This window comes from Exiguobacterium sp. H66 (assembly GCF_018618705.1).
Lineage (GTDB): Bacteria > Bacillota > Bacilli > Exiguobacteriales > Exiguobacteriaceae > Exiguobacterium_A > Exiguobacterium_A oxidotolerans.
Window position 1 is genome coordinate 330369 of the sequence record NZ_JACSMQ010000003.1, and the last position, 21868, is coordinate 352236.

Consider the following 21868-nt stretch of genomic DNA (forward strand, 5'->3'; position numbering starts at 1 on the left):
TGAGGGGGAAAAAGCATGAACTGGAAGTCGAAAATCAGTGGGGCACTTGTTGCGACACTCGCGTTAGGATCACTTGCCTTTACGCCGGTCATCGCCAAAACAGATTCAACAAAGGTAGTAGCGGGACCACAGACGGTCACGTCACAATCAACAATCGATGCCTATTATCAGCCGGCAGCGGGGAAAACGGGTGCGGCATTAAAAGCATCACTGCATGACATCATCGATAATCATACGGAAGTCTCGTATGACACGGTTTGGACGGCTTTAAAAGAAACCGATCAAGATCCAGGTAATGTGAACAACGTCATCGAACTGTACACGGGGAAGTCCATTTCAAAAAATAGCAACGGTGGGAACGTCGGTCAATGGAACCGAGAGCATGTCTGGGCAAAATCGCATGGGGACTTCGGAACAAGCATGGGACCAGGGACAGACTTGCATCACTTACGTCCGTCAGACGTCGTCGTCAATAGTGCTCGGGGAAACCTTGATTTTGACAATGGCGGAACGAAATATAGCGGATGCGATTGTAACCGAGATGGTGATTCATGGGAACCACCGACTCGCGTCAAAGGTGATATCGCGCGGATGATTTTCTATATGGCGGTTCGTTATGAAGGTGGCGGCGAAATCGACTTAGAGACGTCAGAAAACGTCAACAATGGTTCAAACCCACTTCACGGAAAATTATCGACGTTAAAAGCGTGGAACAAACTTGACCCAGTCGATGCATTCGAAAAGAAACGTAATGACATCATTTTTGAAAAATGGCAAAAAAACCGCAATCCATTCATTGATCATCCAGAATATGCGACAGCAATTTGGGGAAATTAATCTAGCAAAAGGGGTCTGACTCAGAAGTCGGATCAACATCAATCCGTGTGACGGACGTTTCCGTCCTCCATTAATCAAATGACCGTTGCTCCCGCGATTCACGGGAACATCGGTCATTTCTATTGTTCAAGATAGTTTAGTGCTTGCCGGAAGTATGCATGAAAAAGTCCGGATTCCTTTTAATCGGGAGACATCCCCATTTTTGAGTCGCCCCTGTTTTTTTGATTGAAACTTTTCCTAGAAAAACATCGTAGAAACGGATGTAATCGAAAATAGCAGTCTGAAAGGAATCATATGACTCATGGAACGGATCAAACACGTTTTGAAAAGATATCGGCTTGTAGTAGCCGGAATCTTAGGTGGACTCGTCATTTTCTGGTTTAGTATCGGTTTATTTGTCGCAGAAGGAAAACGTCCCGCAGCGAACGGGAAACACTCGTTTGTCATCGTCCTCGGTGCAGGTGTGAGAGGGGAAACACCGTCACTGATATTGGAAAACCGGATTCAGGCTGCAGCTGCATACGGAAAAAAATATCCGCGAACGACTTTTATCTTGAGCGGTGGGCAGGGGCAGGGTGAAGCGATTTCAGAAGCAGAAGCGATGCGCCGTGGCATGATTGACGAAGGAATCTCTGAAAAACGTCTTGTGCTCGAAGACAAATCGACGTCGACCACTGAAAATTTACGTTTTTCAAAATCGTTATTACCAAAAGGTGAAAATCAAGTCTCAATCGTGACGTCAGATTTTCATTTGTATCGTGCTCGTACCGAAGCGAAGAAAGTAGGATTGAATAGTGATGCGATTCCTGCAAAAACACCGTTATCTGGTGTATTACGATATGGTATGCGTGAACGTGTCGCAATCATCGTGAAATTTTTTGAGTAATGGATTGTTATGACAACGTTAAAGAAACCACCATGCCAGAAGCATGATGGTTTCAGCGTGTAGACAAACTATTAAAAAGCGTAAACATGCGGTATCGAAGTACAATCCGTTCGCGCTTCCCTGTCTCGCCTCGTCTTCAAAGCGGCAATCTTCCGCGCCGCTACAGCAGAGTTGCAGGGTCGCGACCGATTGCTTTTCGCTTTAAAAGCGATTCGAGACGGATTGCGCTCTAAACCGTCTGCAATCTAAAAAGCGTCACGTTTCGTTGACTCCTACGGGAAAAAGTGCGTTTTTAACGCACTTTCAGAGGCAGGCAAGACCCTGCTCGTTGTCCGCTAGGATCAAGGAGCAACGGCTTGCGCCTCGCCCGAGGTAATCAACGAAAACAGACGCTTTTTCTCCCGATAGCACTTTGTCTACAGTCAGAAACCACCATGCCAGAAGCATGATGGTTTCTGATAAAACGGTTTATTTATTTTGCTGTGAATTGTCTGATTGATTGTTTTGTGGGGCTTCTTCTTTTCCAAGCGCCACGTCTTTTGCTTCGACCACTTTTTCACTGATTGAAGACAGGTCACCTTTAGCTTCCGTTGCAGTATCTTTTACAGAAGAAGCATCCGATTTGACGGTATCAAGTTCATTGTTGACCTTGTCATACACATTTTGGACGTCACCAGCGACTTCTTGAATGATTCCTGAAGCGCTTTTTACTTGTTCGATGACTTGTGAAGCTTTTCCTGACGGATCTTCTTTAATAGTAGATGCTAATGATGAAACGGAATCTTTTGCGCCGCTAAGCCCTTGTTTTGTGTTTTGTCGATTCGTTGAGCTCAGCATTGTAAGCAATCCGCCGACGACAGCTCCTAGCAACATCCCCGTAAGTAAATTGACACGACGACCTGACGAAGCTTCTTGATCGAATTGACGATTTGGATGTTCTTGTTGAGCAGCATGTGGATCATTTTGTAGATTAGGTTCCATGAATAGACACTCCCTTAAGATAATAGTTGACCATGATAGATATGTACCCTCGTCGTAAAAAAGGAAAACATGCACTTTTCATGCAACAAAAAAAGACCACCGATGTTAAAATGGTCTCAGACGGTCAAAGTTGTTTAGTTTTGCTTCTCTTCATCCTGCTTTTCAGTCAGTTTACGGTTGATTTCATCGTAGTCAATTTCGATATCGTCTTGATTGCCTTTATATCCGTAGCCTTTTGAAATGACGATGATTGAAGCAACTAAGACAAACACGATGATTAGAATGGAAACAACATAGAGCCACATGATCCATTCCTCCTTTCATTCTTCTCTTTTAGTATGACGGAAAACTGTCCGTTCGTCTAAACGAAAGTGGTCATGATGTGATAAACTATGTTCAGATTAACATGTTTAGGAACGAGGTGACGGTATGAGTATATTAGTCGTAGATGACGAATTTACGAATTTAATGATTTTGGAGCGACTGCTTGAAAATGAAGGATACGATGTCGTAAAAGCGATGAGTGGGGAAGAAGCGATTGAATTGATGGAGGACCCGGCCTTTATCGACAACTTAGATGTCGTATTACTGGATGTAGAGATGCCCGGCATTAGTGGGATTGATACAACACGGTTGATCCGAAAACGATTTGGTTTAGATGAACTGCCAATCGTCATCGTGTCCGGTCGTTCCAATGAAGAGGACATCGCGGATGGACTGGATGCGGGAGCATCAGACTATACGACAAAGCCAATTCGAAAAACGGAATTGCTTGCTCGTGTTCGAAATGCGATGTCATTAAAACAAGCGATAGATGCACGGAAACGATATGAAAAAGTCTTACAAGAAGATTTTGATCTTGCTCAAAAGCTCCAGCAAAGTGTTTTGAGTGCAAATATCGAAGATGAAGACATTCGAATCATGGCAACCTATATTCCTTCTAAAAAACTAGCAGGAGATATGTATGCCTGGTACCGCATCTCGCAAAATAAATATGGCATCATCTTGTTTGACGTCATGGGCCATGGTGTCTCGTCAGCGTTGATTACGATGGGGATGAGCTCGATCTTGTTTGAACTCGTGCATCGCATCGGTGATCCGGCAAAAGTACTTGAAGAACTGAACCGTCAGATGAGCCGCCTTTTCCCAGGGGATGAAACGGAAATTTATTTTACTGCCGTTTATTTGTACATCGACTTGGATGAGATGAAACTTAGTTATGCGAATGCGGGACACCCACCTGGTTTGTTACGGATGGGGGATCAAATCATCGCCCTCGAGAACACTGGATTGCCAGTCGGGATGTTTGAGGACTCACAATATACGAGTCGGACAATCGACTTGACGTCTCCTGGATGTATCTACCTCTATACGGATGGTTTCATGGAGCTGTATAGCAAAGGGATTGACGAAGGGATCAGTGCGATCCGTCAGTTGATCGAACAACAAGGACCAAACATTCACCACTTGATTCAGCCCGATCAAAGTGATGAGGCCGATGATTTATGTCTCGTCACGGTCGAAATCAATTAAAAAAGCCACTCGCTTTTGTACATGCTACGTCTTCAGCATGTAAAAGCGAGTGGTTTTTTGTGCTAGAAAAAGCGTCTCCGCCACAGAATAAAGGCAGCAAGTCCGGAGAAGAAAATCATCATCCCAAAGACAATCCAAAAGCCGATGACTTCACCTTCCCACGGCACATGGACGTTCATCCCGAACATTCCGGAAATCATTGTCGGGATTGAAATAACAATCGTGATTGAGGCTAAAAACTTCATGACGAAGTTTACATTGTTCGAGATGACGGAACCAAACGTATCCATCGTCGAACTGATGATATCTTTATAGATTTGTGCCATCTCCATCGCCTGGCGGTGCTCGACGAAAACATCTTCTAGTAAATCTTCATCGTCTTCATGTTTCTCGAGACTCGGTGTTTTAATGATGCGATCAAGAACACCATCGTTTGATTTAAGTGACGTCATGAAATAGACGAGGGATTTTTGTAAGTTCATCAGTTGAAAAATTTCTTGATTTCGCATCGAACGTTGAAGTTCATCTTCGAGTTCGTCCATTCGGCGATCGATTTGACGAAGGAAACGAAGGTAAGAAGAGCTGACTTTATAAAGAATTTGAAATACAAAGCGTGAACGATAATTCGTACGGAATGTCCGTAATTTACCGTTCGAGAACAAGGTCAACACGTCGAGTTGTTGCGAACAGACGGTGATGAAATGCCTCGACGTCACGATGATACCGAGCGGGATCGTGTTGTAGCGTCGTCCCGATGACTCTTCTTCGATGTACGGAACATCGACAATCATCAAGAGCCCTTCATCATCTTTTTCAAAACGAGGTTTTTCCTCAACGTCCAGTGGGTCATAGATAAAATCCTCAGGAATCTTTGTGGCAGCAATGACTTGGTCGGCTTCGTCTTTTGTCGGATTGACAAGATGAATCCAAGAACCTTTCGTGAATTCTTGAATTTCGTTGACTGCCCCGGTCACATCACTTCGATAAATCGTCAACATATGTCTATCCCTCCTGCTCTTCACTTGCTTATTATAGGGACAGAAGATAGGACGTGTAAATGATTCTCAGATTTTTTTTTACGACATTTAATGTTAAAATGAAACCAGAGGGGGGAACCAGATGCCTTTTTTTAATCAAAAGAAGTTAGAGGAATTACGTTCAATCGCCGGTGGGGACCACGTATTTTTACAAAAGATTGGTGAAACATACATTGCGCAGTTTGATCGTAAATTTCCTGAACTAGAGCAAGCGATCAATGACAATGATCCGGGACAGATAGAAAAAATCGCACATTTACTTAAAGGTGCCTCCTATTCGGTCGCGGCGGACGATTTGGCAGATGAGTTCGAACAACTTGAACAAGAAGCAGAAACGGGTTCGCTTGAAAATGCGAATCAAGTTTTGCAAAACATTGATCAATCTATGGTGGAGTTCAGAAAAGTCTGGTTGGATGCTTTTATTGGAAAGAATCCGGACTCGATCAAGTAATTGATGAAAAAAGTAAACCGGCGTTCACGTTTTCGTGGACGCTTTTTTTGTGAATTGAAAAATCGGAGCTCACTGGAAAGTGAACTCCGACATAACCGTCAACAACGTCTTACAAGACGTATGAATCGACCGTTTCGATCAAACGACCGATTTCTGGTTTTGTTATTTGTGCATTGACCCCAACAGATTCACCTTTATGGCGAAGATCATCTGAAATCAAGGAAGAGAAGACGATGATTGGCAGTTCGGCATAACGGTCGTCTTCACGAAGGCGTTTCGATAAATGAAGTCCGTCCATTTTCGGCATCTCGATATCTGTGATCAACAAGTCACAATCGCTACCTGCTTCGAAGGCGTCAAATGCATCTTTTCCGTTGATGAACCATTTTAAGCCGTGATATCCTGCTTCTTCAAGCGTCTCAATGATGAGTGTCCGAAGCATTTCTGAATCTTCGGCAATCCAAATCGTTTTGTTCGATCGGTCACGCGGTTGGACGCGACGTCCTTCTTCACGTGCGAAGATGTCTTTACGAGACAATTCAAGGGCGATTTTTTCATAATCGAGTAAGATGATCATCTTATCGCCTGTCTTGACGACGCCGTTCGTCAATCCTTCGATTCCACGTGCGAGTTCGTTCGGTGTATCGATCTGTTCCCACGAGATACGTCTGATTTCCGTGACAGAATCGACGCGAAGGACACTTTTCTCGCCATTGAACTCACAGATGATTAACCGATCTTCCGTCGCTTCGTCATGGGCTACACCGATGACAGTCGGCAAATCGATGACCGTCATGACTTCACCGCGTAGTTCGATTAATCCTTTGACGGCATCTGGTGTTCCCGGGAGTGGTGTCATCGGTAACGGAACGATGATTTCACGCACTTTCATGACGTTGATCCCAAATGTATAAGGACCACAATGGAAAATGACGATTTCTAATTCATTCGTACCCGCTTCTAACAAAATATCGTGTTGATTGTACACGTGATTTATCCCCTTTCGTTCCTGCACATTCACTTCTGCCTAGTTATCGGCACATTTCGTAAAACATTCCATATCAAATTCAATAAAAAAACTATTGTAATCGCTTTCATAATATGTTAAGCAAAATGTTTGGCATTTGTCTGACCAATTGTTTACAATAGCTATGCAGCCACACACTGAAGTGACAGAGAGAAAAAACATATGGAGGTAGAGTGGAATGAATACAACAAAAACAACGTATACATTTTTATTGGATGGACAATGGTATGAGAGTGAATCAAAAGAGACAATCGAAATCTCTTCACCATATAAGGAAGAACTCGTTGGTCGTGTACAAGCGATGACGAAATCAGAAGTCGACCGTGCGATTGCTTCAGCGAAAGCTGCACAAACGACTTGGGCGAAACAACCAGTAAACAAACGTGCTGAATTATTACATGCATGGGCAACAGAACTTGAAAAACGCGCTGACGAAATCGGCGAAGTCATCATGCGTGAAGTAGGTAAAGGACGTGCAGATGGCGTCAAAGAAGTCAAACGGACTGCGGAAATCATTCGCTATACAGCGGAAGAAGGTCTTCGTTTTGACGGTCAAATGATGCAAGGCGATTCATTCCCGGGCGGAAGTGCGAAAAAACTCGCAGTCATCAAAAAAGCACCACTCGGCGTCGTTCTTGCGATTTCACCCTTCAACTATCCGGTCAACTTAGCGGCAGCAAAACTTGCACCGGCGTTGATGACAGGAAACGCGGTTGTCTTCAAACCGGCAACACAAGGCTCGATCAGCGGAATCTTGATGATTGAAGCGCTCGTCGCAGCAGGTCTTCCGTCAGGTCTTGTCAACGTCGTGACAGGTCGCGGATCAGTCATCGGTGACTATTTAACAGCACATCCTGGAATCGATATGATTACTTTCACAGGTGGTACAGGAACAGGACGTCACTTGTCTCGTCAATCAGCGATGATTCCACTTGTACTTGAACTCGGTGGAAAAGACCCGGCACTCGTCTTAGAAGACGCGGACCTTTCGTTAGCAGCGGATCACATCATCAGTGGGGCGTTCTCTTATTCTGGACAACGTTGCACAGCAATCAAACGTGTATTCGTCTTAGATCATCAAGCAGATGCGCTCGTTGACGAACTAACAACACGGATCGCGAAGTTAACGGTCGGTTCACCTGAAGACGACAGTGTCGTCGTTCCATTGATCGATACAAAATCAGCGGATTACGTGGAGGGCTTGATTACGGATGCGAAAGATCAAGGTGCAACAATCGTCACTGGTGGAAACCGGACGAACAACTTGATTGAACCAACACTGATCGACAACGTGACACGTGACATGCGTGTTGCTTGGGAAGAACCGTTCGGACCCGTCTTACCAATCATCCGTGTCAGCTCAGTCGAAGAGATGATTGCGTACTCGAACGAATCGGAATACGGTCTTCAAGCAAGTGTCTTCACGGAAAACATTGATTCAGCTTTCGCTGTAGCGGATGCCCTTGAGACAGGTTCTGTTCAAATTAACGGTCGGACGGAACGTGGCCCAGACCACTTCCCATTCATCGGCGTTAAATCATCTGGACTTGGTGTTCAAGGTGTCGGACGAAGCCTTGCTTCGATGACGCGTGATAAACTGACTGTCCTTAATTTAAAATAAGATTTGCAATAAACGAGCGACCTTTCATTCTGCGAAAGGTCGCTTTTTTTGCATCCAATTCCAGACGGTTTACGTATGCTTTAGTGAAGGGATGCAAGAGAGTGACAGACAAAGTTTGCGGCTCAGGTTCATTTTTCTCTATAATGAAGGAAACTAGTGAGAGAAATGAGGGGATTCCAAGTGAACAGCAAAGATGAAATCTTCACGCTACCGATCCCAACGCCGTTTCCAGTCGGTGATATCAATTGTTACGTCCTCAAAACGGAGACTGAAAATATTTTGATTGATTGTGGACCGGATACGGCAGAAGCTTGGCACGCCATGCAAGAGGGGTTGCAGAAAATCGGCTTGTCTGTCGAAGAACTCGACAAAGTAATCGTGACGCATCACCACGCCGATCATGCCGGAATGGCTTATCGTTTTTCTGAAAAAGGAATTGCGATTTACGGGCACGCACGACTTCGTCCCTATTTAGAACAGGATACGGACTTCTTGAATAGTGGCGATGCCTTTTTGCAACGCTTAGCGATGTCGTTCGGGGTGCCGAAAGAAATACGAGCGTTGCTACCGAGTTATCTGTCGGCCCTCAAATGGCTCGGAAAAGGACAACTCGACTATGTCCTAAAAGAAGGAGATTCCATCACGGCGGCAGGTACATACCGCGTGATTGAGCTGCCGGGACACGCAAGCGACCAGATCGGGATTCTCGGCCAAGACGGAACTTTGTTCGCAGCCGACCATTTACTGGCACGGATTGAGCCGAACCCGTTACTTGAACAGCCGCAAGCAGGAGATGCGTCCGATATAAAACGCCCTGTCCTTGCATATATGCGCTCGCTCGAAAAGCTTCAAGGTGAACGGATCACGATCGCCTACACCGGTCATGGCGAAACAATCCGTGACGTTCCATCCTTGATTGAAGAACGATTGCTCCAACGTAAGGTCCGCGGTGAGCAACTTTTGAAACATCTGACAGGAGAGCAGACGTTATTTGACTTAGCGCAGTTGACGTACGGCAATCGTCTAAAAAAATCGTTTCCGCTCGTGATGAGTGAGATGAAAGCACGACTCGATTATTTAGTCGCAAGCGGTCAAATTACAGTCGAAAAACGAGACGCGGTTCTTTATTATTCGAAGGCGGGAGTTAGCGGATGAATCTAATGAATAAAACGGTTGTCTTGACGGGAGCATCGAGCGGACTCGGTGAAGCGTTAGCGCGCGTGTTGAACCGGCAAGGAGCGAATTTGATTTTGATTGCCCGTCGTGCCGATCGGCTCGAACGATTAGCAAGAGAGTTGCATGCTGACTATATCGTCTATGACTTAGAACATTCACCGGAGCATTTAGCCGAACGAATCCAGGTCGACTATGGCATGATTGATGTATTGATCAATAATGCCGGATTCGGAGAATTCAGTTTCTTGCAGGATACCTCGATTGAGACGATTGAATCGATGCACCGGATCAATGTCCTGACGCCCGTTCGGTTGACAAAAGCGTGTCTACCTTTCCTGCGTCCGAATGGAATGATTGTCAATGTCGCGAGTCAGGCAGGAAAGCTGCCGACTCCGAAATCGACCATCTACTGCATGACAAAAGCAAGCCTGCTTCAGTTCTCGAATGCATTGCGACTTGAATTACGACCAAAAGGAATTCATGTGATGACGGTTAATCCGGGACCGATCGCGACTGAATTTTTCGTTCGCGCCGATCTCAGTCGCAAATATGAAAAGAATGTCGTCTCGATTTTGTTATCGAAAGAGTCGCTTGCAAAAACGGTGGTCCGAGCGATCGAGCGTCAAAAACGAGAGGTCAATGCACCGTGGTGGATGGAACTTTCAGCGAAAGCATATGCCGTTTGTCCCCGATTGATTGAATGGCTCGGTAAGTCCGGATTTGACAAAAAATGATGGGGTGGAATGAAAATGTTAAAAAAAGTAATCGGTATCGCTGTCGGTGGGTTGTTGCTTGCCGGGTGTGGCGCAACTTCTGACTTGCCGGCAAAGGACGAAGTGCTAGGTTCATCCTATAAAATGATTGAACAGGAAGCAGAGAAAACGACGGTCCGGATGTACATGTGGGGTGGAGATGACGGAATCAATGCCTATATCGACGAGTACGTCGCACCCAAGTTGAAAAAAGAGCATCAAATCACATTGAAGCGAGTGCCGATAGAAACAGCGGACATCATTCAGAAATTGCGTGCTGAAAAAACAGCCGGTAAGGACACAGGCGTGATTGATGTCGTCTGGATCAACGGCGATAATTTCCGAAATGCGAAAAAAGACGGTCTGTTATATGGTGACATCGCGCGCGTCTTACCGAACATCAAGCAAGTCGATGCCGCGGCGCAAGCTTCAGATAGTGGGACGAAGACGGAAGGGCTCGAAGCGGCCTGGGGAAAAGTCCAGTTTGCGTTCCATTATGATCAAGCCAGTGTTGCCAAACCACCGATGGACTTAAACGAGTTAAAAGACTGGGTCAAAGCAAACCCAGGAAAATTCACTTATCCGGAAGTGACGGATTTCACGGGAAATGCGTTTGTGCGTCACGTCATGTATGGGGTCGAATCAAATGAAACGTTGAAGAACCCGAAAAGCGACTTTAAAAAGACATGGGCTTATTTAAACGATTTAAAGCCGTACCTTTGGAAAGAAGGGAAAACCTATCCGAAGACGCTCGCTCAGCTCGATCAATTGTATGCGAAGGGGGATGTCGCGTTCACGATGGGCTTCAATGAACGCCGGGCCGAACAGGAAGTAGCGTCCGGGACCTTCCCGGAAGAAACGCGTCCGCTCATCTTAGAAGAAGGTTCGATTGCGTCGACCCACTTCCTATCGGTTCCGTTTAACGCACCAAATCCAAAAGGGGCGCTCGTTGCAATCAACGAATTGTTATCAGCAGATGCGCAGTTGAAGAAATATGACGCGACCTACTGGGGGGACGGGACGAGTCTTGATTTAAGTACGTTGACGTCAACAGAACAACAAGCGTTTAAGGATGTCCCGGCAGCAAAATCGACACCGACACCAGATGCATTTGAAGGAAAAGTCCGAGCGGAGCTCGACCCGGAATTCTTCGAGGTCATTCGAAAGGATTGGCCGGAACGTGTGGCGCGGTAATCCTTACCCCGCCGTCTTCTTGATTGCTGGAATGGTTCTTTATGGACTGTTCATCAGTGTATCGATGACGACAGTCGCCGATTATCGTGCATTGTTAAGCGATACTGTGTTTCTTGAAAGCATTGTGTTAAGTCTGTACGTTGCACTGAGTAGCACGTTACTTTCGTTAGGGGTCGGTTTCGGCTTAGCTCAATTTTTCTCAAGGCGAGGGGGGATGGCGGAACAAATCCTCGCACTTCCGCTGTTTATCCCGCATCTTGGTGCAGCATATCTTGCGATTCTCTACTTCAGTAATGTACCGATGATTGGTCCGCATGAGACGAATCATTTCAGTATCATCTTGACTTACGTATATAAAGAAACACCGTTCATCTTTTTTTATCTCATTCCTGTTTTTCGACGGCTCGATCACCGGTATGAGGAATTGGGGCAACTGCTTGGATTATCTAGGATTCGCCGATTTTGGCATGGAAAAGGTGTTTTTATTTTGTTTCCGGCACTTGAAGCAAGCTTCATCGTTTTTGCATTTGTTCTATTTGCCTACGAAGTGCCGGCATTGCTTGGTGTGACGTATCCGAAAATGATTGGTGTATATGTATTTGATTTATATACGCAAGGAGACCTGTCGCAACAACCAACGGCTTTTGCCATCAGTGTCGTCTTGACGACGTTGCTCTTCATGATGTTAGCCGTCTTCACGTGGTGGATTCGACCGATCACAGAGCGAATCAGTAAGGGGCGGATTGAATGAAGCAACGAATCGTTACGCTATTGATTGCTTGTCTCGTCGTTGCACCGCTGCTGGGAATCATTCCGAAATCATTTTCTCTAAATCCGCGAATCGTCGAGACGTTGACGACGACGCTCTTCATGATTGCAGCAGTGACGTTTTTGAACCACGTAATTGGTTATGCGGCAGGGAAAGCCATTGCCTTTCAGACGGGTCGAATCATTCAACTGGCTGAGTTGTTGATTAGTTTGCCACTGTTTTTACCTGTATTATTGCTCTCATTCGGTCTTTATTTGACGTGGATCCGCTTAGGTTTGGCTGATCAATTCCTTGGCGTGTTACTCGTCCTTTTGTTACCGACACTTCCGTACACGGTCCGCCTTTATACGAACGGATTTCAGGCGCTCGGTGAACAACTACTCGAACAGACGGTCCTTGTTGAGGCAAACCGCTTGAAGCGATTTTTCTTTTTAGTCGGACCGTTGCTTCGTCCGACATTACAATCGGTGACATTGCTCGTCACCGTCATCACACTTAGTCAGTATGCACTCGTCGTGCTGATCGGCGGTGGCGTCGTTCGGATGCTCGCACTTGAAGTCTTCCCCCTTTACTCTGGGAATGCGGTTGATGCGGCTAAAGAAGCGACGATTTGGTTGATCGGGTTACCATTTTTGATTTATCTAGGGCAAATGTTGTTCTTTACCTTATGGATAGAAGGGGTTCGGAGGTTATTAGATGGACGTAAGAATTAATAAAGTGATGAAGCGTTTCGGTAAAACGACCGTCTTGCAAGACATCGATCTAACCATCGCCTCGGGACAATGCGTTGCCCTTGTCGGACCGAGTGGAAGCGGGAAGACGACGTTACTGCGCTTGATTGCCGGATTAGAAAAGGTCTCAGGTGGAACGATTCACTTCGGAGAGCGTGACGTTACGAAAACAGTCCCGAGTAAACGCGGAGTGACGATGCTGTTTCAACGACCACTACTGTTTCCCCATCTCACGATCGGGCAGAATATCCGCCTTGGCATGCGAGGGGACGCCCGACAAGTCTCTGAATGGCTCGACCGCGTCGGGTTACCGGGACGTGAAGCGGACTTTGTCCATCAACTGTCGGGAGGCGAGCAACAACGTGCGAGCTTAGCACGTGCCCTTGCGAGTCAACCGAACTTTTTATTATTAGACGAGCCGTTTTCAAGCCTCGATTTGCCGCGGAGGCGTGAATTACGGACGTTGATTCGTCGCCTGACGGAGCAACAAGGCGTGACGACGTTGCTTGTCACACATGATCGCGAAGAAGCGATGGCAATGGCGGACTATGTGTATGTCATGCAGGCAGGACGCATTATCGAGCAAGGGCGACCTGTTGCTTTAAGCGAGACGAGTCCGTTTTTTGGAGATGGTCTTGCCTTAGACGGGACATGGTATCCGCTGTCTGCGATCGAGTTGGTCTTAAGACCGACGAATCAAACAAATGAACGTGTTACGATTACGAAAGAATTAATCCAATATGGTGTTCGGTTCTATGAAGTCGAACGGGCAACCGGCGAGCGACTCGTCATTCAGACAAGAAGAGCGTTCGACGAAGCGACGACGGTTTATGTCGTCAGAAAGGAGGACTAATATGTTAGATACACGAGCACGAAAGATGGTCCAACCTGTGTTCGACCAAGCGGCGACCGGTTTGAAAAAGCTTGGTCTGTCGGCGAATCAAGTCACAATCATTTCCGGCATCATCGGAGGGGCAACAGGATTCTTCGTCTACAATGACATGATGGGAATTGCGATTCTCTTATTGTGGATTTCTGGAATGCTTGATGTCGTCGATGGGACGATGGCACGTCGCGAAAAACCGACAGCGATTGGAACGATCCTTGATCTTGTACTAGATCGAATCGTCGAGTTGTCCGTGCTGATCGGGATTGCGCTTCGTTTTCCGGAAACACAAATCGTCATGCTCTTTTTAATTGCGTCCTTTGTCATCGGTATGACGATGTTTCTCGCGATTGGGGCAGTCAGTGAAAATTATGGCATCAAGTCTTTCCAATACCAGCCGGGTCTCGTTGAACGGACAGAGGGGTTCTTGTTTTTAACGGCAATGCTGTTATTCCCAAGTGCAATCATCTGGATTGCGATCGTCTTCTTGATTGCAGAGCTGTATACGGTAGGCGAGCGCTTCTATCAAGCCTCTAAGGTGCTGGGATGAGTGAACAGGAGTTAATCATGGTCACGGATCAGGCCGGGCATCCATTATTCACGGCGTCACGAAACCGGGTACATGCTGAAGGGTTATGGCATGAGACGTTCCACTGCTTCGTCGTGAATCGAGAGCAACGAATCGTTCTTCTTCAAGAACGGGCGACTGAAAAAAAGGATTTTCCAAATTGTCTCGACATTACAGCGGCAGGACATTTACTTGCCGGTGAAACCGTTGCTGATGGTGTTCGTGAACTCGAAGAAGAGCTCGGACTCGTCCGGGCGATGGATCAGTTGGAGCACGTTGGTATTTTTCTAGAAGAACTGACGTTGCCGGGATTCATTGATCGCGAGCGGACTCAGGTCTTTTTGACGGAATCGAACCAAGCCATTTCTGACTATCATTTACAAGCGACTGAAGTCAAACGGCTGGTCGCTTTTTCATTCGACGCATTTGCTACGTTAGGTGACGAAACGACAACGGAAGTCGTCAGCATCGAGGGTGAACGTTTCGGGCGGAACCGCTTCGTCCCGCACCCGCCGGAGTACTGGGCGATGGTCGAACGAAGCATTGAACAATCTAGCATGTGACAGGAGGAACTGTAGATGAGACAGCGATCTACAGTTTTTTTGCTTAAAAAAGTACAAAGTGGCGTAATGCGACGTAATTTGAGATAATTAACAATATATATTATTGATGAAAGAAGGTGCAGCCAGTGGGATTACGATTCGCACTGCTCGGACTGCTAACCCAGGGAGAAGCGACAGGCTATGATTTAAGTACGACGTTCAAAAAACAGATGACGCATTTTTGGACAGCACATCATACGCAAATTTATCGAGAATTATTAAAAATGGAAGAAGCATCACTCGTGACGAGTGTTCATATCGTCCAGGAGGATCTTCCAGATAAAAAAGTCTATTCGATTACAGATAAAGGCCAAACAGAGCTCGTCGCCTGGCTGCGGGCACCGAGTGAATTTAAGCCGAAAATGAAAGATGAGAACTTAATGCGCGTGTCGTTGTTACACCTCTTGCCGCTCGAGGAAGCGATCGCTTACCTTGAAGAATCAAAACGGCATCATCAATTTGCGGTCGACATGATGCAAGTGTGGCGAAAAGATCATTTAGAGAACGGGGCGACACTCGGGGAGACATTGACGAGTGAATACGGTCTACGGATGATGCTGAATTACCTCGATTGGTGTGACTGGGCAATCGAAGAAATCAAGAGAAGTCAAACGAGTGTTTGATTGTGATGGGATAGGGAGTAGAGAGAACGTGAGTGTATTTAAAGATTATCAAGACTGGCTGGACGAAGAGACGGATGACATCATCAAACGACATGCAACATATGCCGCCGCTGAATTGAAATTAGGTGGAGAAGTCGGAGACTACTATGTTGATGCGGGGCTAATCGATCAATTCGTCATGCGACATGTCTCGTGGTTGTCGATCAGTGAAATCGAAGACATTCTGACAGAGTCTGAAAACAGCGACCGTGTGGAACTTCTCGAACCAACAGATCACGAAGAAGATATGCAACGTCAGCAAGCAGAACACGTGTTACGAATGGATGTAAAAGAAATGTTGGCGTCAAAAACACGCCCCTTCGTCGACGAACGATTACAGGTGCTCACTCAACAGATTCGTCCGCTTCAAGACCGTCAGGCAGAAGCGCAGGCGGCATTCGATGAAATCAAACGGACGATTGAGACAGGACCAGCACCAAAAATCATTCCGAAGCGTTGGTATCGACGGGAACGTGTGGTTGAACAGTCGTTTACCGATGAAGAGCGTACGAACCTTGACGAGCAGCTTGAAGCACGACAGCAGCAGCTCGTTATTGAAGACCGCACGGTTGCGGCAGCCGAACGTGAAATACTGATGCTTCAGCGGGCGCTTAACGAAGGGAAATGACCCGAAGTGAAAACAGCACCTCCACCTTTGTTCAGTGGAGGTGCTATTTTGCATGTAGACAACGTCACGTGGGGGATAAAAGAGCACGCAAAGACGCATTTTTTCCCGTAGGAGTCGACGAAAAGGGACGCCTTTCAGGTGGACCGTCTTGAATTGTTTCCAAAACGACAGAGTATCTTCACTGATCTTAAAGAAAGCTAAAAAAATCTCGCTTTCTAATCTAATCACATTCAAGTGATCTTCCATCTAAGTTTGTCTACACGCGAAAAAAGCACTTCCACTGATGTTCAGTGGAAGTGCTTAGCATCAACTAAAATTTTAGACAGTCGCGAGTTTAGCGACGATCAATTTAGCGACAGCTTCACTTGAAGCTGGGTTTTGACCTGTGATGACGTTGCCATCGATGACTGCGAATTCTTTACCTGCGTCTGAAGTCAAGAACGTTGCACCTTCATTACGCAACGTTGTTTCGAGTAAGAATGGAACTTTCTCTTCAAGACCTGTTGATTTTTCTTCTTCATCTGTAAAGCCGTTGATTTGACGACCTTCGACGAATGGTTTGCCATCAATCATGACGTGAGCGAAAGCGGCAGGTCCGTGACAAACAGATGCGACGATTCCGTCTTTCTTGACCATTGCTTCGATTGCGCCGGCAACCTGTGGATTGTTCGGGAAGTCAACGACCGCACCGTGTCCACCCGGGAAATAAACAGCGTCGAACGATGAAGGATCGACTGTTGAGAGTGAAGCAGTATCTTTTAGTGCTTTACGTGCGTCTTGGAACTTCGGCAGAATTTCTTTGACGAGTGATGCTTTATCGATTGGGACGTCGCCACCTTTAACAGAAACAACAGTGACGTCATGTCCTGCTTCATTAAATAAGTTAAACGGTGCAGCAAACTCTTCGAACCAAAGTCCTGTTGCGTGTCCGTTCATGTCATCCGCGCTTGTTGAAACGATTAGAATACGTGCCATAATAAAATTCCTCCTCTAGGGTTAACGTTACAAATAAGAGGATTCCCCGGCTTGCTAAAACTCAAACCTTATTGATGTGCTGTATAAGGATGGACCGGCAATGTTTTTAGGACGTGATTGATTTGTTCAAGCGTGACGGGTTCCCGCATCGCCTTGAGATTGGCCTGTAATTGCGACACGCTCGACGCACCAGGCAGTACGATTGCGGCTTGTTGATCGATTGCTTGGAGAGCGAGCGCGGGTAGTGGGTAGTCTTGTAAGAAATTCAATGTTTCTTCGAGTTGTTCTTTATTAAATTGCTCGAACTGGTCAACGGATTGGAGGCGCGACGTACTCTCGGTCGTCAATAATCCTTTTGCGAGCGGACCACGAGCGACGACCTTGACATTTTTTTCATTGAGTAAAGGCAAGAGTGCTTCGATGCGCCGATCGAGTAACGAGTAAGGTGTCATCAAATAATCGAGATCACTATGCTCGAGCCAATACTTAATGACGTTCGGCCGTAAAGAAGAAAGACCATAGGCCTTAATCTTACCGTCTGCTTTTAAATCCTTCACGGCTTGAATCGATGCATCGAGGTCGTCTTCCATCGTTCCGCCGTGGACATAATAGAGATCGAGATAAGGTGTTTCGAGTCGGTTCAGACTTTCAAGACATGCTTGTTTTAAGTACTCGTAACTCGGATCCCACGTCCAACCCGTTCCCGTTGCATTCATTCGGTTCCCGCCTTTAGAGGCGAGGAAAATCCGGCTGCGGTCTTCTTGCGAAAATGTCTGTCCAATCAACGATTCGACGGCTCCGTTCGCGTAGACGTCCGCTGTGTCAAAATGAATGACCCCTTCGTCGAGCGCTGTACGGAGGATTTCTGTTGCTTCTTCTTGTCCGCGTTTTAATATTGTCATTGTGCCTAATCCGAGTCCCATGACTAATCCCTCATTTCTTTCGATATGTGCTACTACAGAACAGTTTATCATATTTATTTCTCCGTCCCCCTGTTGAGGAACTGTTTCATATTTTGAGTTTAAAAAAACAAACTTGCATCAGGAATTAGATAACAGGCATACTGAATAAAAAGAATAAATTACGGCGCGGATAGTTATAGAAGGAAGAGGTGTTCGGAATGGAAGAAAAAACAATCGAACGAGAAGTCATTTATGAAGGAAAAGTCTTTAATGTCGAAAAGCATGTCGTCAGCTTACCAAACGGTAATACATCAGTGCGCGAGCTCGTTTATCATAACGGAGCCGTCGCCATCATCGCCTTTGATGAAAAAGGTGATTTGATTGTCGTCGAGCAGTACCGCAAAGCATTCGAACAGCTATCAATTGAAATTCCTGCGGGAAAACTTGAGGCGGGTGAGAATCCAATTGATTGTGCCGGAAGAGAATTGAAAGAAGAAACAGGTTACGCGGCAGAAGAATTGAAACATGTCTTCGATTTTTACGGGGCACCGGGATTTTGTAGCGAACGCGTACATATATATGAAGCAATCGGTTTGACGGCTGGTGAACGTCAGCTGGATGCAGATGAATTCCTTGAAAACCAGACATTGTCACTTGACCGGGCCTTAGAACTGATTGCAAATGGAACGATTGTCGATGCAAAAACAATCATGGCGATTCAACATTGGCATATCCGTACATTAAAATGATTCTAATTTGGTTGATTTTCAGTTGATAATCATTTTAATTTGAAAATTGATTGAGAATCAGCTATGATAAAAGCATCAGTTTCGACCTAAGGGGGCGCTATGATGGAAAGTCGTGTTGAACGCATTAAAAAACAGCTGAGCGGTAAAGGATATAAGCTGACTCCCCAACGTGAAGCGACTGTGCGTATCCTGCTAGAACATGAGTCGGATCACCTCAGTGCTGAAAATGTCTTTTTATTAGTGAAAGAAAAAAACTCTGATATTGGACTCGCGACCGTGTACCGGACGCTCGAATTATTGACGGAGCTTGAAGTCGTCGATAAGGTCAACTTCGGAGATGGCGTATCTCGATTCGATTTACGACAAGAAGGGGCGAGTCACTCGCATCACCACCTTGTATGTATCGAATGTGGTTCCGTCGAAGAAATTTTAGATGATATGTTAGAAGATGTCGAAAAAGAAATCGTCTCGCGGTTTCACTTTAAAATTAAAGATCATCGCTTGACCTTCCACGGAGTTTGCCGTGTTTGTCAGGAGCGTCATGCACGTGAAGCGCTTGAACAAACGCAAACACAAACTGTCTAACCGTCCTTCCACACACAGGGCGGTTTTTTCTTTTTGAAAATATAGGTCAGACCTCTTCACAACGGTTTACACCTTTGATATGATGGGAAAGTAAGCGATTTCTTAAGCCAAGAGGATGAATTCAGTGAGACAACAACTGGAAGCATTTATCAACTATCTCGTCATTGAACGGCAAATGTCAGGAAATACGGCAGCAGCCTATCGAAATGATTTAAACCAGTATCTTCATTCGCTCGAACAAGCAGGGGTGACTTCGCTTGAATTCGTGACACGACATCATATCGTGCTCCATATCGAGAGCTTGTTGAACGCTCAAAAGTCACGGTCGACTGTTAGACGGGCGACGAGTTCGATCCGTTCGTTCCATCAATATTTGGTCGAAGAGCGTCAAGTGGAGAGTGATCCGTCACGTCATTTGGATTTACCGAAACCAGAAAAAAAGCTCCCGGTCGTCTGGAGTCAAACGGACGTCGTTAAGTTGCTTGATTCCGTGGTCGGAAACGATCCGCTCGTCAGACGGGATGCGGCGATGCTTGAACTGTTATACGGTACCGGTATGCGGGTCAGTGAACTGCTACAGTTGACGTTAAACGATCTACAGCTCGAACTCGGTTACTTATCGTGTCTTGGGAAAGGGAACAAAACGCGAATCATTCCAATCAGCACGACAGCGATTGAGAGCGTCACGACCTATCTCGAACTAGCACGAAACAGTTTAGGGGGCCAGCAAACGGATTATGTCTTCTTGAATAGTCGGGGAAGCCGGTTATCGCGACAAGGTTTTTGGAAGATGATTAAACGACGTGCAAGAGAAGCGGGTATTGAAAAAGAGATTACGCCACATGTGCTCCGTCATTCATTCGCTACTCATCTACTTGAAAATGGTGCAGATTTACGGGTTGTCCAAGAGATGCTCGGTCATGCCGACTTGTCGACGACGCAAATGTACACGCATGTCAACAAAGGTCGGTTACATGAAGTCTATAAGAATCATCATCCACGTGCATGATGTTCCTTATAAAACAAAGGTCTGACTTCAGACAAATGAAGCGTTTTGTCTAGTCGGTTTGTGGGAAAATCATTAGGGCAGTCGTTCATTACAGTACGTATTAGGAGGAAATACAAATGGCACAACAATTCAAACGTGTATTTTTAGTCGTCATGGATTCTGTTGGTATCGGTGAAGCACCCGATGCGGAACAATTTGGAGATTTAGGAGCACATACGCTTGGTCACATCGGAGAGCATATGAATGGCTTGAATATCCCGAACCTGGAAAAGCTTGGTCTCGCGCATATTGAAGCCGTTCAAGGTGTTTCGGCTGATGCCGCACCAATCGCATCATACGGTAAAATGGAAGAAGTATCGGCGGGGAAAGATACGATGACGGGACACTGGGAGATCATGGGTCTTCGCATCGATACACCATTCCGTGTCTTTGAAAAATTCCCGGCTGACTTGATTGACCGTCTTGAAGCATTCTCTGGTCGGAAAATCATCGGTAACAAACCAGCTTCTGGTACGGAAATCTTAGATGAGCTCGGTCAAGAACACGTCGAAACGGGCGCATTGATCGTCTATACATCTGCTGACTCTGTCTTACAGATTGCAGCCCACGAAGAAGTCGTCCCACTCGAAGAACTTTACCGAATTTGTGAATATGCACGTGATATCACGCGCGACGATCCATACATGCTCGGTCGCATCATCGCACGTCCATTCCTTGGGGAGCAAGGCGCATGGGTTCGGACATCGAACCGTCACGACTATGCCTTAAAACCGTTTGACCGGACTGTCATGAATGAGCTTGAGACAGCTGGATTCGATGTCATTTCGCTCGGAAAAATCGCTGACATCTTTGACGGTGAAGGTGTGACGGATGCAATTCGTACGAAATCGAACATGGACGGAATGGACCAACTCGTTGGTCAACTCGAACGTGACTTCACAGGGCTTTGCTTCTTGAACCTTGTTGACTTCGATGCCTTGTTCGGACATCGTCGTGACCCGCAAGGTTACGGGGATGCACTTGAAGAATTTGATGCACGTCTCCCGGAAGTATTCGAGCGGATGCAAGAAGATGATCTCTTAATCATTACAGCTGACCACGGAAACGATCCGATTCACGCTGGAACAGATCACACGCGTGAGTACGTCCCGCTTCTTGCGTACCAAAAGAGCGGTGTCGCAAACGATTTAGGAACGCGTGCAACATTTGCTGATCTTGGAGCGACGGTTGCTGCAAACTTCGGTGTTAAAATGCCGGCACACGGAAAAAGCTTTTTAACAGAACTTTAATTTTAAAGGAGCGATTTT

General features: G+C 46.1%; 25 protein-coding genes. 19 read left to right on the forward strand and 6 right to left on the reverse strand.

Annotation, left to right across the window (positions count from 1 at the left end; genetic code table 11):
- Window positions 1–15: 15 nt before the first annotated feature.
- Both KNP88_RS07645 and KNP88_RS07650 read left to right on the forward strand, forming a co-directional pair.
- Window positions 16–837 carry an endonuclease I family protein gene (locus KNP88_RS07645; RefSeq protein WP_214893112.1) on the forward strand — a complete coding sequence of 274 codons (822 nt, stop codon included), beginning with the start codon at window positions 16–18 and terminating at the stop codon, window positions 835–837.
- Window positions 838–1138: 301 nt separating this feature from the next.
- Window positions 1139–1723 carry a YdcF family protein gene (locus tag KNP88_RS07650; protein WP_214893113.1) on the forward strand — a complete coding sequence of 195 codons (585 nt, stop codon included), beginning with the start codon at window positions 1139–1141 and terminating at the stop codon, window positions 1721–1723.
- Window positions 1724–2191: 468 nt separating this feature from the next.
- Here KNP88_RS07650 and KNP88_RS07655 read toward each other — a convergent pair whose 3' ends face one another.
- The gene (locus KNP88_RS07655; RefSeq protein ID WP_088836673.1) at window positions 2192–2704 is read right to left on the reverse strand and encodes a YtxH domain-containing protein; all 513 of its coding nucleotides are present in this window, start codon (window positions 2702–2704) and stop codon (window positions 2192–2194) included.
- 134 nt (window positions 2705–2838) lie between these two features.
- Window positions 2839–3009, reverse strand: a complete 171-nt coding sequence (gene ytzI, locus KNP88_RS07660) for a YtzI protein (protein WP_152638925.1) — start codon at window positions 3007–3009, stop codon at window positions 2839–2841.
- Window positions 3010–3133: 124 nt separating this feature from the next.
- On the opposite strand from ytzI, the gene KNP88_RS07665 reads away from it, so the two are divergent.
- Window positions 3134–4237 carry a PP2C family protein-serine/threonine phosphatase gene (locus KNP88_RS07665; protein ID WP_088836674.1) on the forward strand — a complete coding sequence of 368 codons (1104 nt, stop codon included), beginning with the start codon at window positions 3134–3136 and terminating at the stop codon, window positions 4235–4237.
- A gap of 62 nt (window positions 4238–4299) precedes the next feature.
- Here the strand turns inward: KNP88_RS07665 and KNP88_RS07670 are convergent, their stop codons facing one another.
- On the reverse strand, window positions 4300–5235 hold the full coding sequence (locus tag KNP88_RS07670; protein WP_029333146.1) for a magnesium transporter CorA family protein: 936 nt from the start codon (window positions 5233–5235) through the stop codon (window positions 4300–4302).
- Window positions 5236–5356: 121 nt separating this feature from the next.
- On the opposite strand from KNP88_RS07670, the gene KNP88_RS07675 reads away from it, so the two are divergent.
- Complete coding sequence (locus tag KNP88_RS07675; RefSeq protein WP_214893115.1) at window positions 5357–5725, forward strand: Hpt domain-containing protein; 369 nt, start codon at window positions 5357–5359, stop codon at window positions 5723–5725.
- Window positions 5726–5834: 109 nt separating this feature from the next.
- Here the strand turns inward: KNP88_RS07675 and KNP88_RS07680 are convergent, their stop codons facing one another.
- On the reverse strand, window positions 5835–6713 hold the full coding sequence (locus KNP88_RS07680; RefSeq protein ID WP_088836676.1) for a chemotaxis protein CheV: 879 nt from the start codon (window positions 6711–6713) through the stop codon (window positions 5835–5837).
- A gap of 217 nt (window positions 6714–6930) precedes the next feature.
- On the opposite strand from KNP88_RS07680, the gene KNP88_RS07685 reads away from it, so the two are divergent.
- The 11 genes from KNP88_RS07685 (at window position 6931) to KNP88_RS07735 (ending at window position 16341) form a co-directional block, all read left to right on the forward strand.
- Window positions 6931–8373 (forward strand): NADP-dependent glyceraldehyde-3-phosphate dehydrogenase, encoded by a 1443-nt coding sequence (locus KNP88_RS07685; RefSeq protein ID WP_214893117.1) that lies wholly within the window; start codon window positions 6931–6933, stop codon window positions 8371–8373.
- A 180-nt stretch (window positions 8374–8553) separates the two neighbouring features.
- Window positions 8554–9528 (forward strand): MBL fold metallo-hydrolase, encoded by a 975-nt coding sequence (locus KNP88_RS07690; protein WP_214893119.1) that lies wholly within the window; start codon window positions 8554–8556, stop codon window positions 9526–9528.
- Window positions 9525–10283, forward strand: coding sequence for an SDR family NAD(P)-dependent oxidoreductase (locus KNP88_RS07695; RefSeq protein ID WP_214893120.1), 759 nt, complete (start codon window positions 9525–9527; stop codon window positions 10281–10283). The genes KNP88_RS07690 and KNP88_RS07695 overlap by 4 nt, the downstream gene beginning before the upstream one ends.
- Before the next feature lie 15 nt (window positions 10284–10298).
- Complete coding sequence (locus tag KNP88_RS07700) at window positions 10299–11495, forward strand: ABC transporter substrate-binding protein (RefSeq protein ID WP_214893122.1); 1197 nt, start codon at window positions 10299–10301, stop codon at window positions 11493–11495.
- Window positions 11482–12246: an ABC transporter permease gene (locus KNP88_RS07705; RefSeq protein ID WP_088836681.1), complete on the forward strand. Its 765-nt coding sequence runs from the start codon at window positions 11482–11484 to the stop codon at window positions 12244–12246. The genes KNP88_RS07700 and KNP88_RS07705 overlap by 14 nt, the downstream gene beginning before the upstream one ends.
- Window positions 12243–12977: an ABC transporter permease subunit gene (locus tag KNP88_RS07710; protein ID WP_029333661.1), complete on the forward strand. Its 735-nt coding sequence runs from the start codon at window positions 12243–12245 to the stop codon at window positions 12975–12977. Before KNP88_RS07705 ends, KNP88_RS07710 begins: the two co-directional genes overlap by 4 nt.
- The gene (locus tag KNP88_RS07715) at window positions 12961–13848 is read left to right on the forward strand and encodes an ABC transporter ATP-binding protein (protein ID WP_214771618.1); all 888 of its coding nucleotides are present in this window, start codon (window positions 12961–12963) and stop codon (window positions 13846–13848) included. The genes KNP88_RS07710 and KNP88_RS07715 overlap by 17 nt, the downstream gene beginning before the upstream one ends.
- Before the next feature lies 1 nt (window position 13849).
- Window positions 13850–14431, forward strand: coding sequence for a CDP-alcohol phosphatidyltransferase family protein (locus KNP88_RS07720; RefSeq protein WP_029333155.1), 582 nt, complete (start codon window positions 13850–13852; stop codon window positions 14429–14431).
- Between the two features lie 17 nt (window positions 14432–14448).
- Window positions 14449–15012, forward strand: coding sequence for an NUDIX hydrolase (locus tag KNP88_RS07725; RefSeq protein ID WP_251133015.1), 564 nt, complete (start codon window positions 14449–14451; stop codon window positions 15010–15012).
- A 125-nt stretch (window positions 15013–15137) separates the two neighbouring features.
- Window positions 15138–15674 carry a PadR family transcriptional regulator gene (locus KNP88_RS07730; protein ID WP_088836684.1) on the forward strand — a complete coding sequence of 179 codons (537 nt, stop codon included), beginning with the start codon at window positions 15138–15140 and terminating at the stop codon, window positions 15672–15674.
- 28 nt (window positions 15675–15702) lie between these two features.
- A complete protein-coding gene (locus KNP88_RS07735; RefSeq protein WP_214893124.1) occupies window positions 15703–16341 on the forward strand; it encodes a hypothetical protein in 639 nt (212 codons plus the stop codon).
- Window positions 16342–16659: 318 nt separating this feature from the next.
- On the opposite strand, the gene KNP88_RS07740 is transcribed toward KNP88_RS07735, so the two are convergent.
- Window positions 16660–17316 (reverse strand): type 1 glutamine amidotransferase domain-containing protein, encoded by a 657-nt coding sequence (locus tag KNP88_RS07740; RefSeq protein ID WP_029333159.1) that lies wholly within the window; start codon window positions 17314–17316, stop codon window positions 16660–16662.
- Window positions 17317–17384: 68 nt separating this feature from the next.
- The gene (locus KNP88_RS07745) at window positions 17385–18239 is read right to left on the reverse strand and encodes an aldo/keto reductase (protein WP_088836686.1); all 855 of its coding nucleotides are present in this window, start codon (window positions 18237–18239) and stop codon (window positions 17385–17387) included.
- A gap of 197 nt (window positions 18240–18436) precedes the next feature.
- Here KNP88_RS07745 and KNP88_RS07750 point away from each other — a divergent pair, with 197 nt between their 5' ends.
- From KNP88_RS07750 to deoB, 4 genes are all read left to right on the forward strand, one after another.
- Window positions 18437–18967: an NUDIX domain-containing protein gene (locus KNP88_RS07750; protein WP_088836687.1), complete on the forward strand. Its 531-nt coding sequence runs from the start codon at window positions 18437–18439 to the stop codon at window positions 18965–18967.
- Between the two features lie 102 nt (window positions 18968–19069).
- On the forward strand, window positions 19070–19552 hold the full coding sequence (gene fur, locus KNP88_RS07755) for a ferric iron uptake transcriptional regulator (RefSeq protein WP_088836688.1): 483 nt from the start codon (window positions 19070–19072) through the stop codon (window positions 19550–19552).
- A gap of 124 nt (window positions 19553–19676) precedes the next feature.
- Window positions 19677–20561: a site-specific tyrosine recombinase XerD gene (gene xerD, locus KNP88_RS07760; protein WP_088836689.1), complete on the forward strand. Its 885-nt coding sequence runs from the start codon at window positions 19677–19679 to the stop codon at window positions 20559–20561.
- 116 nt (window positions 20562–20677) lie between these two features.
- Window positions 20678–21850 (forward strand): phosphopentomutase, encoded by a 1173-nt coding sequence (gene deoB / locus KNP88_RS07765; protein ID WP_088836690.1) that lies wholly within the window; start codon window positions 20678–20680, stop codon window positions 21848–21850.
- Window positions 21851–21868: the final 18 nt, after the last annotated feature.

Excerpts from the sequence above, each read along its gene's own strand:
- KNP88_RS07645 (WP_214893112.1), top strand. The coding sequence starts at position 16 with ATGAACTGGAAGTCGAAAATCAGTGGGGCACTTGTTGCGACACTCGCG.
- KNP88_RS07650 (WP_214893113.1), top strand. The coding sequence starts at position 1,139 with ATGGAACGGATCAAACACGTTTTGAAAAGATATCGGCTTGTAGTAGCC.
- KNP88_RS07655 (WP_088836673.1), bottom strand. The coding sequence starts at position 2,704 with ATGGAACCTAATCTACAAAATGATCCACATGCTGCTCAACAAGAACAT.
- ytzI (WP_152638925.1), bottom strand. The coding sequence starts at position 3,009 with ATGTGGCTCTATGTTGTTTCCATTCTAATCATCGTGTTTGTCTTAGTT.
- KNP88_RS07665 (WP_088836674.1), top strand. The coding sequence starts at position 3,134 with ATGAGTATATTAGTCGTAGATGACGAATTTACGAATTTAATGATTTTG.
- KNP88_RS07670 (WP_029333146.1), bottom strand. The coding sequence starts at position 5,235 with ATGTTGACGATTTATCGAAGTGATGTGACCGGGGCAGTCAACGAAATT.
- KNP88_RS07675 (WP_214893115.1), top strand. The coding sequence starts at position 5,357 with ATGCCTTTTTTTAATCAAAAGAAGTTAGAGGAATTACGTTCAATCGCC.
- KNP88_RS07685 (WP_214893117.1), top strand. The coding sequence starts at position 6,931 with ATGAATACAACAAAAACAACGTATACATTTTTATTGGATGGACAATGG.
- KNP88_RS07695 (WP_214893120.1), top strand. The coding sequence starts at position 9,525 with ATGAATCTAATGAATAAAACGGTTGTCTTGACGGGAGCATCGAGCGGA.
- KNP88_RS07700 (WP_214893122.1), top strand. The coding sequence starts at position 10,299 with ATGTTAAAAAAAGTAATCGGTATCGCTGTCGGTGGGTTGTTGCTTGCC.
- KNP88_RS07710 (WP_029333661.1), top strand. The coding sequence starts at position 12,243 with ATGAAGCAACGAATCGTTACGCTATTGATTGCTTGTCTCGTCGTTGCA.
- KNP88_RS07715 (WP_214771618.1), top strand. The coding sequence starts at position 12,961 with ATGGACGTAAGAATTAATAAAGTGATGAAGCGTTTCGGTAAAACGACC.
- KNP88_RS07720 (WP_029333155.1), top strand. The coding sequence starts at position 13,850 with ATGTTAGATACACGAGCACGAAAGATGGTCCAACCTGTGTTCGACCAA.
- KNP88_RS07725 (WP_251133015.1), top strand. The coding sequence starts at position 14,449 with ATGGTCACGGATCAGGCCGGGCATCCATTATTCACGGCGTCACGAAAC.
- KNP88_RS07740 (WP_029333159.1), bottom strand. The coding sequence starts at position 17,316 with ATGGCACGTATTCTAATCGTTTCAACAAGCGCGGATGACATGAACGGA.
- KNP88_RS07745 (WP_088836686.1), bottom strand. The coding sequence starts at position 18,239 with ATGGGACTCGGATTAGGCACAATGACAATATTAAAACGCGGACAAGAA.
- KNP88_RS07750 (WP_088836687.1), top strand. The coding sequence starts at position 18,437 with ATGGAAGAAAAAACAATCGAACGAGAAGTCATTTATGAAGGAAAAGTC.
- fur (WP_088836688.1), top strand. The coding sequence starts at position 19,070 with ATGGAAAGTCGTGTTGAACGCATTAAAAAACAGCTGAGCGGTAAAGGA.
- deoB (WP_088836690.1), top strand. The coding sequence starts at position 20,678 with ATGGCACAACAATTCAAACGTGTATTTTTAGTCGTCATGGATTCTGTT.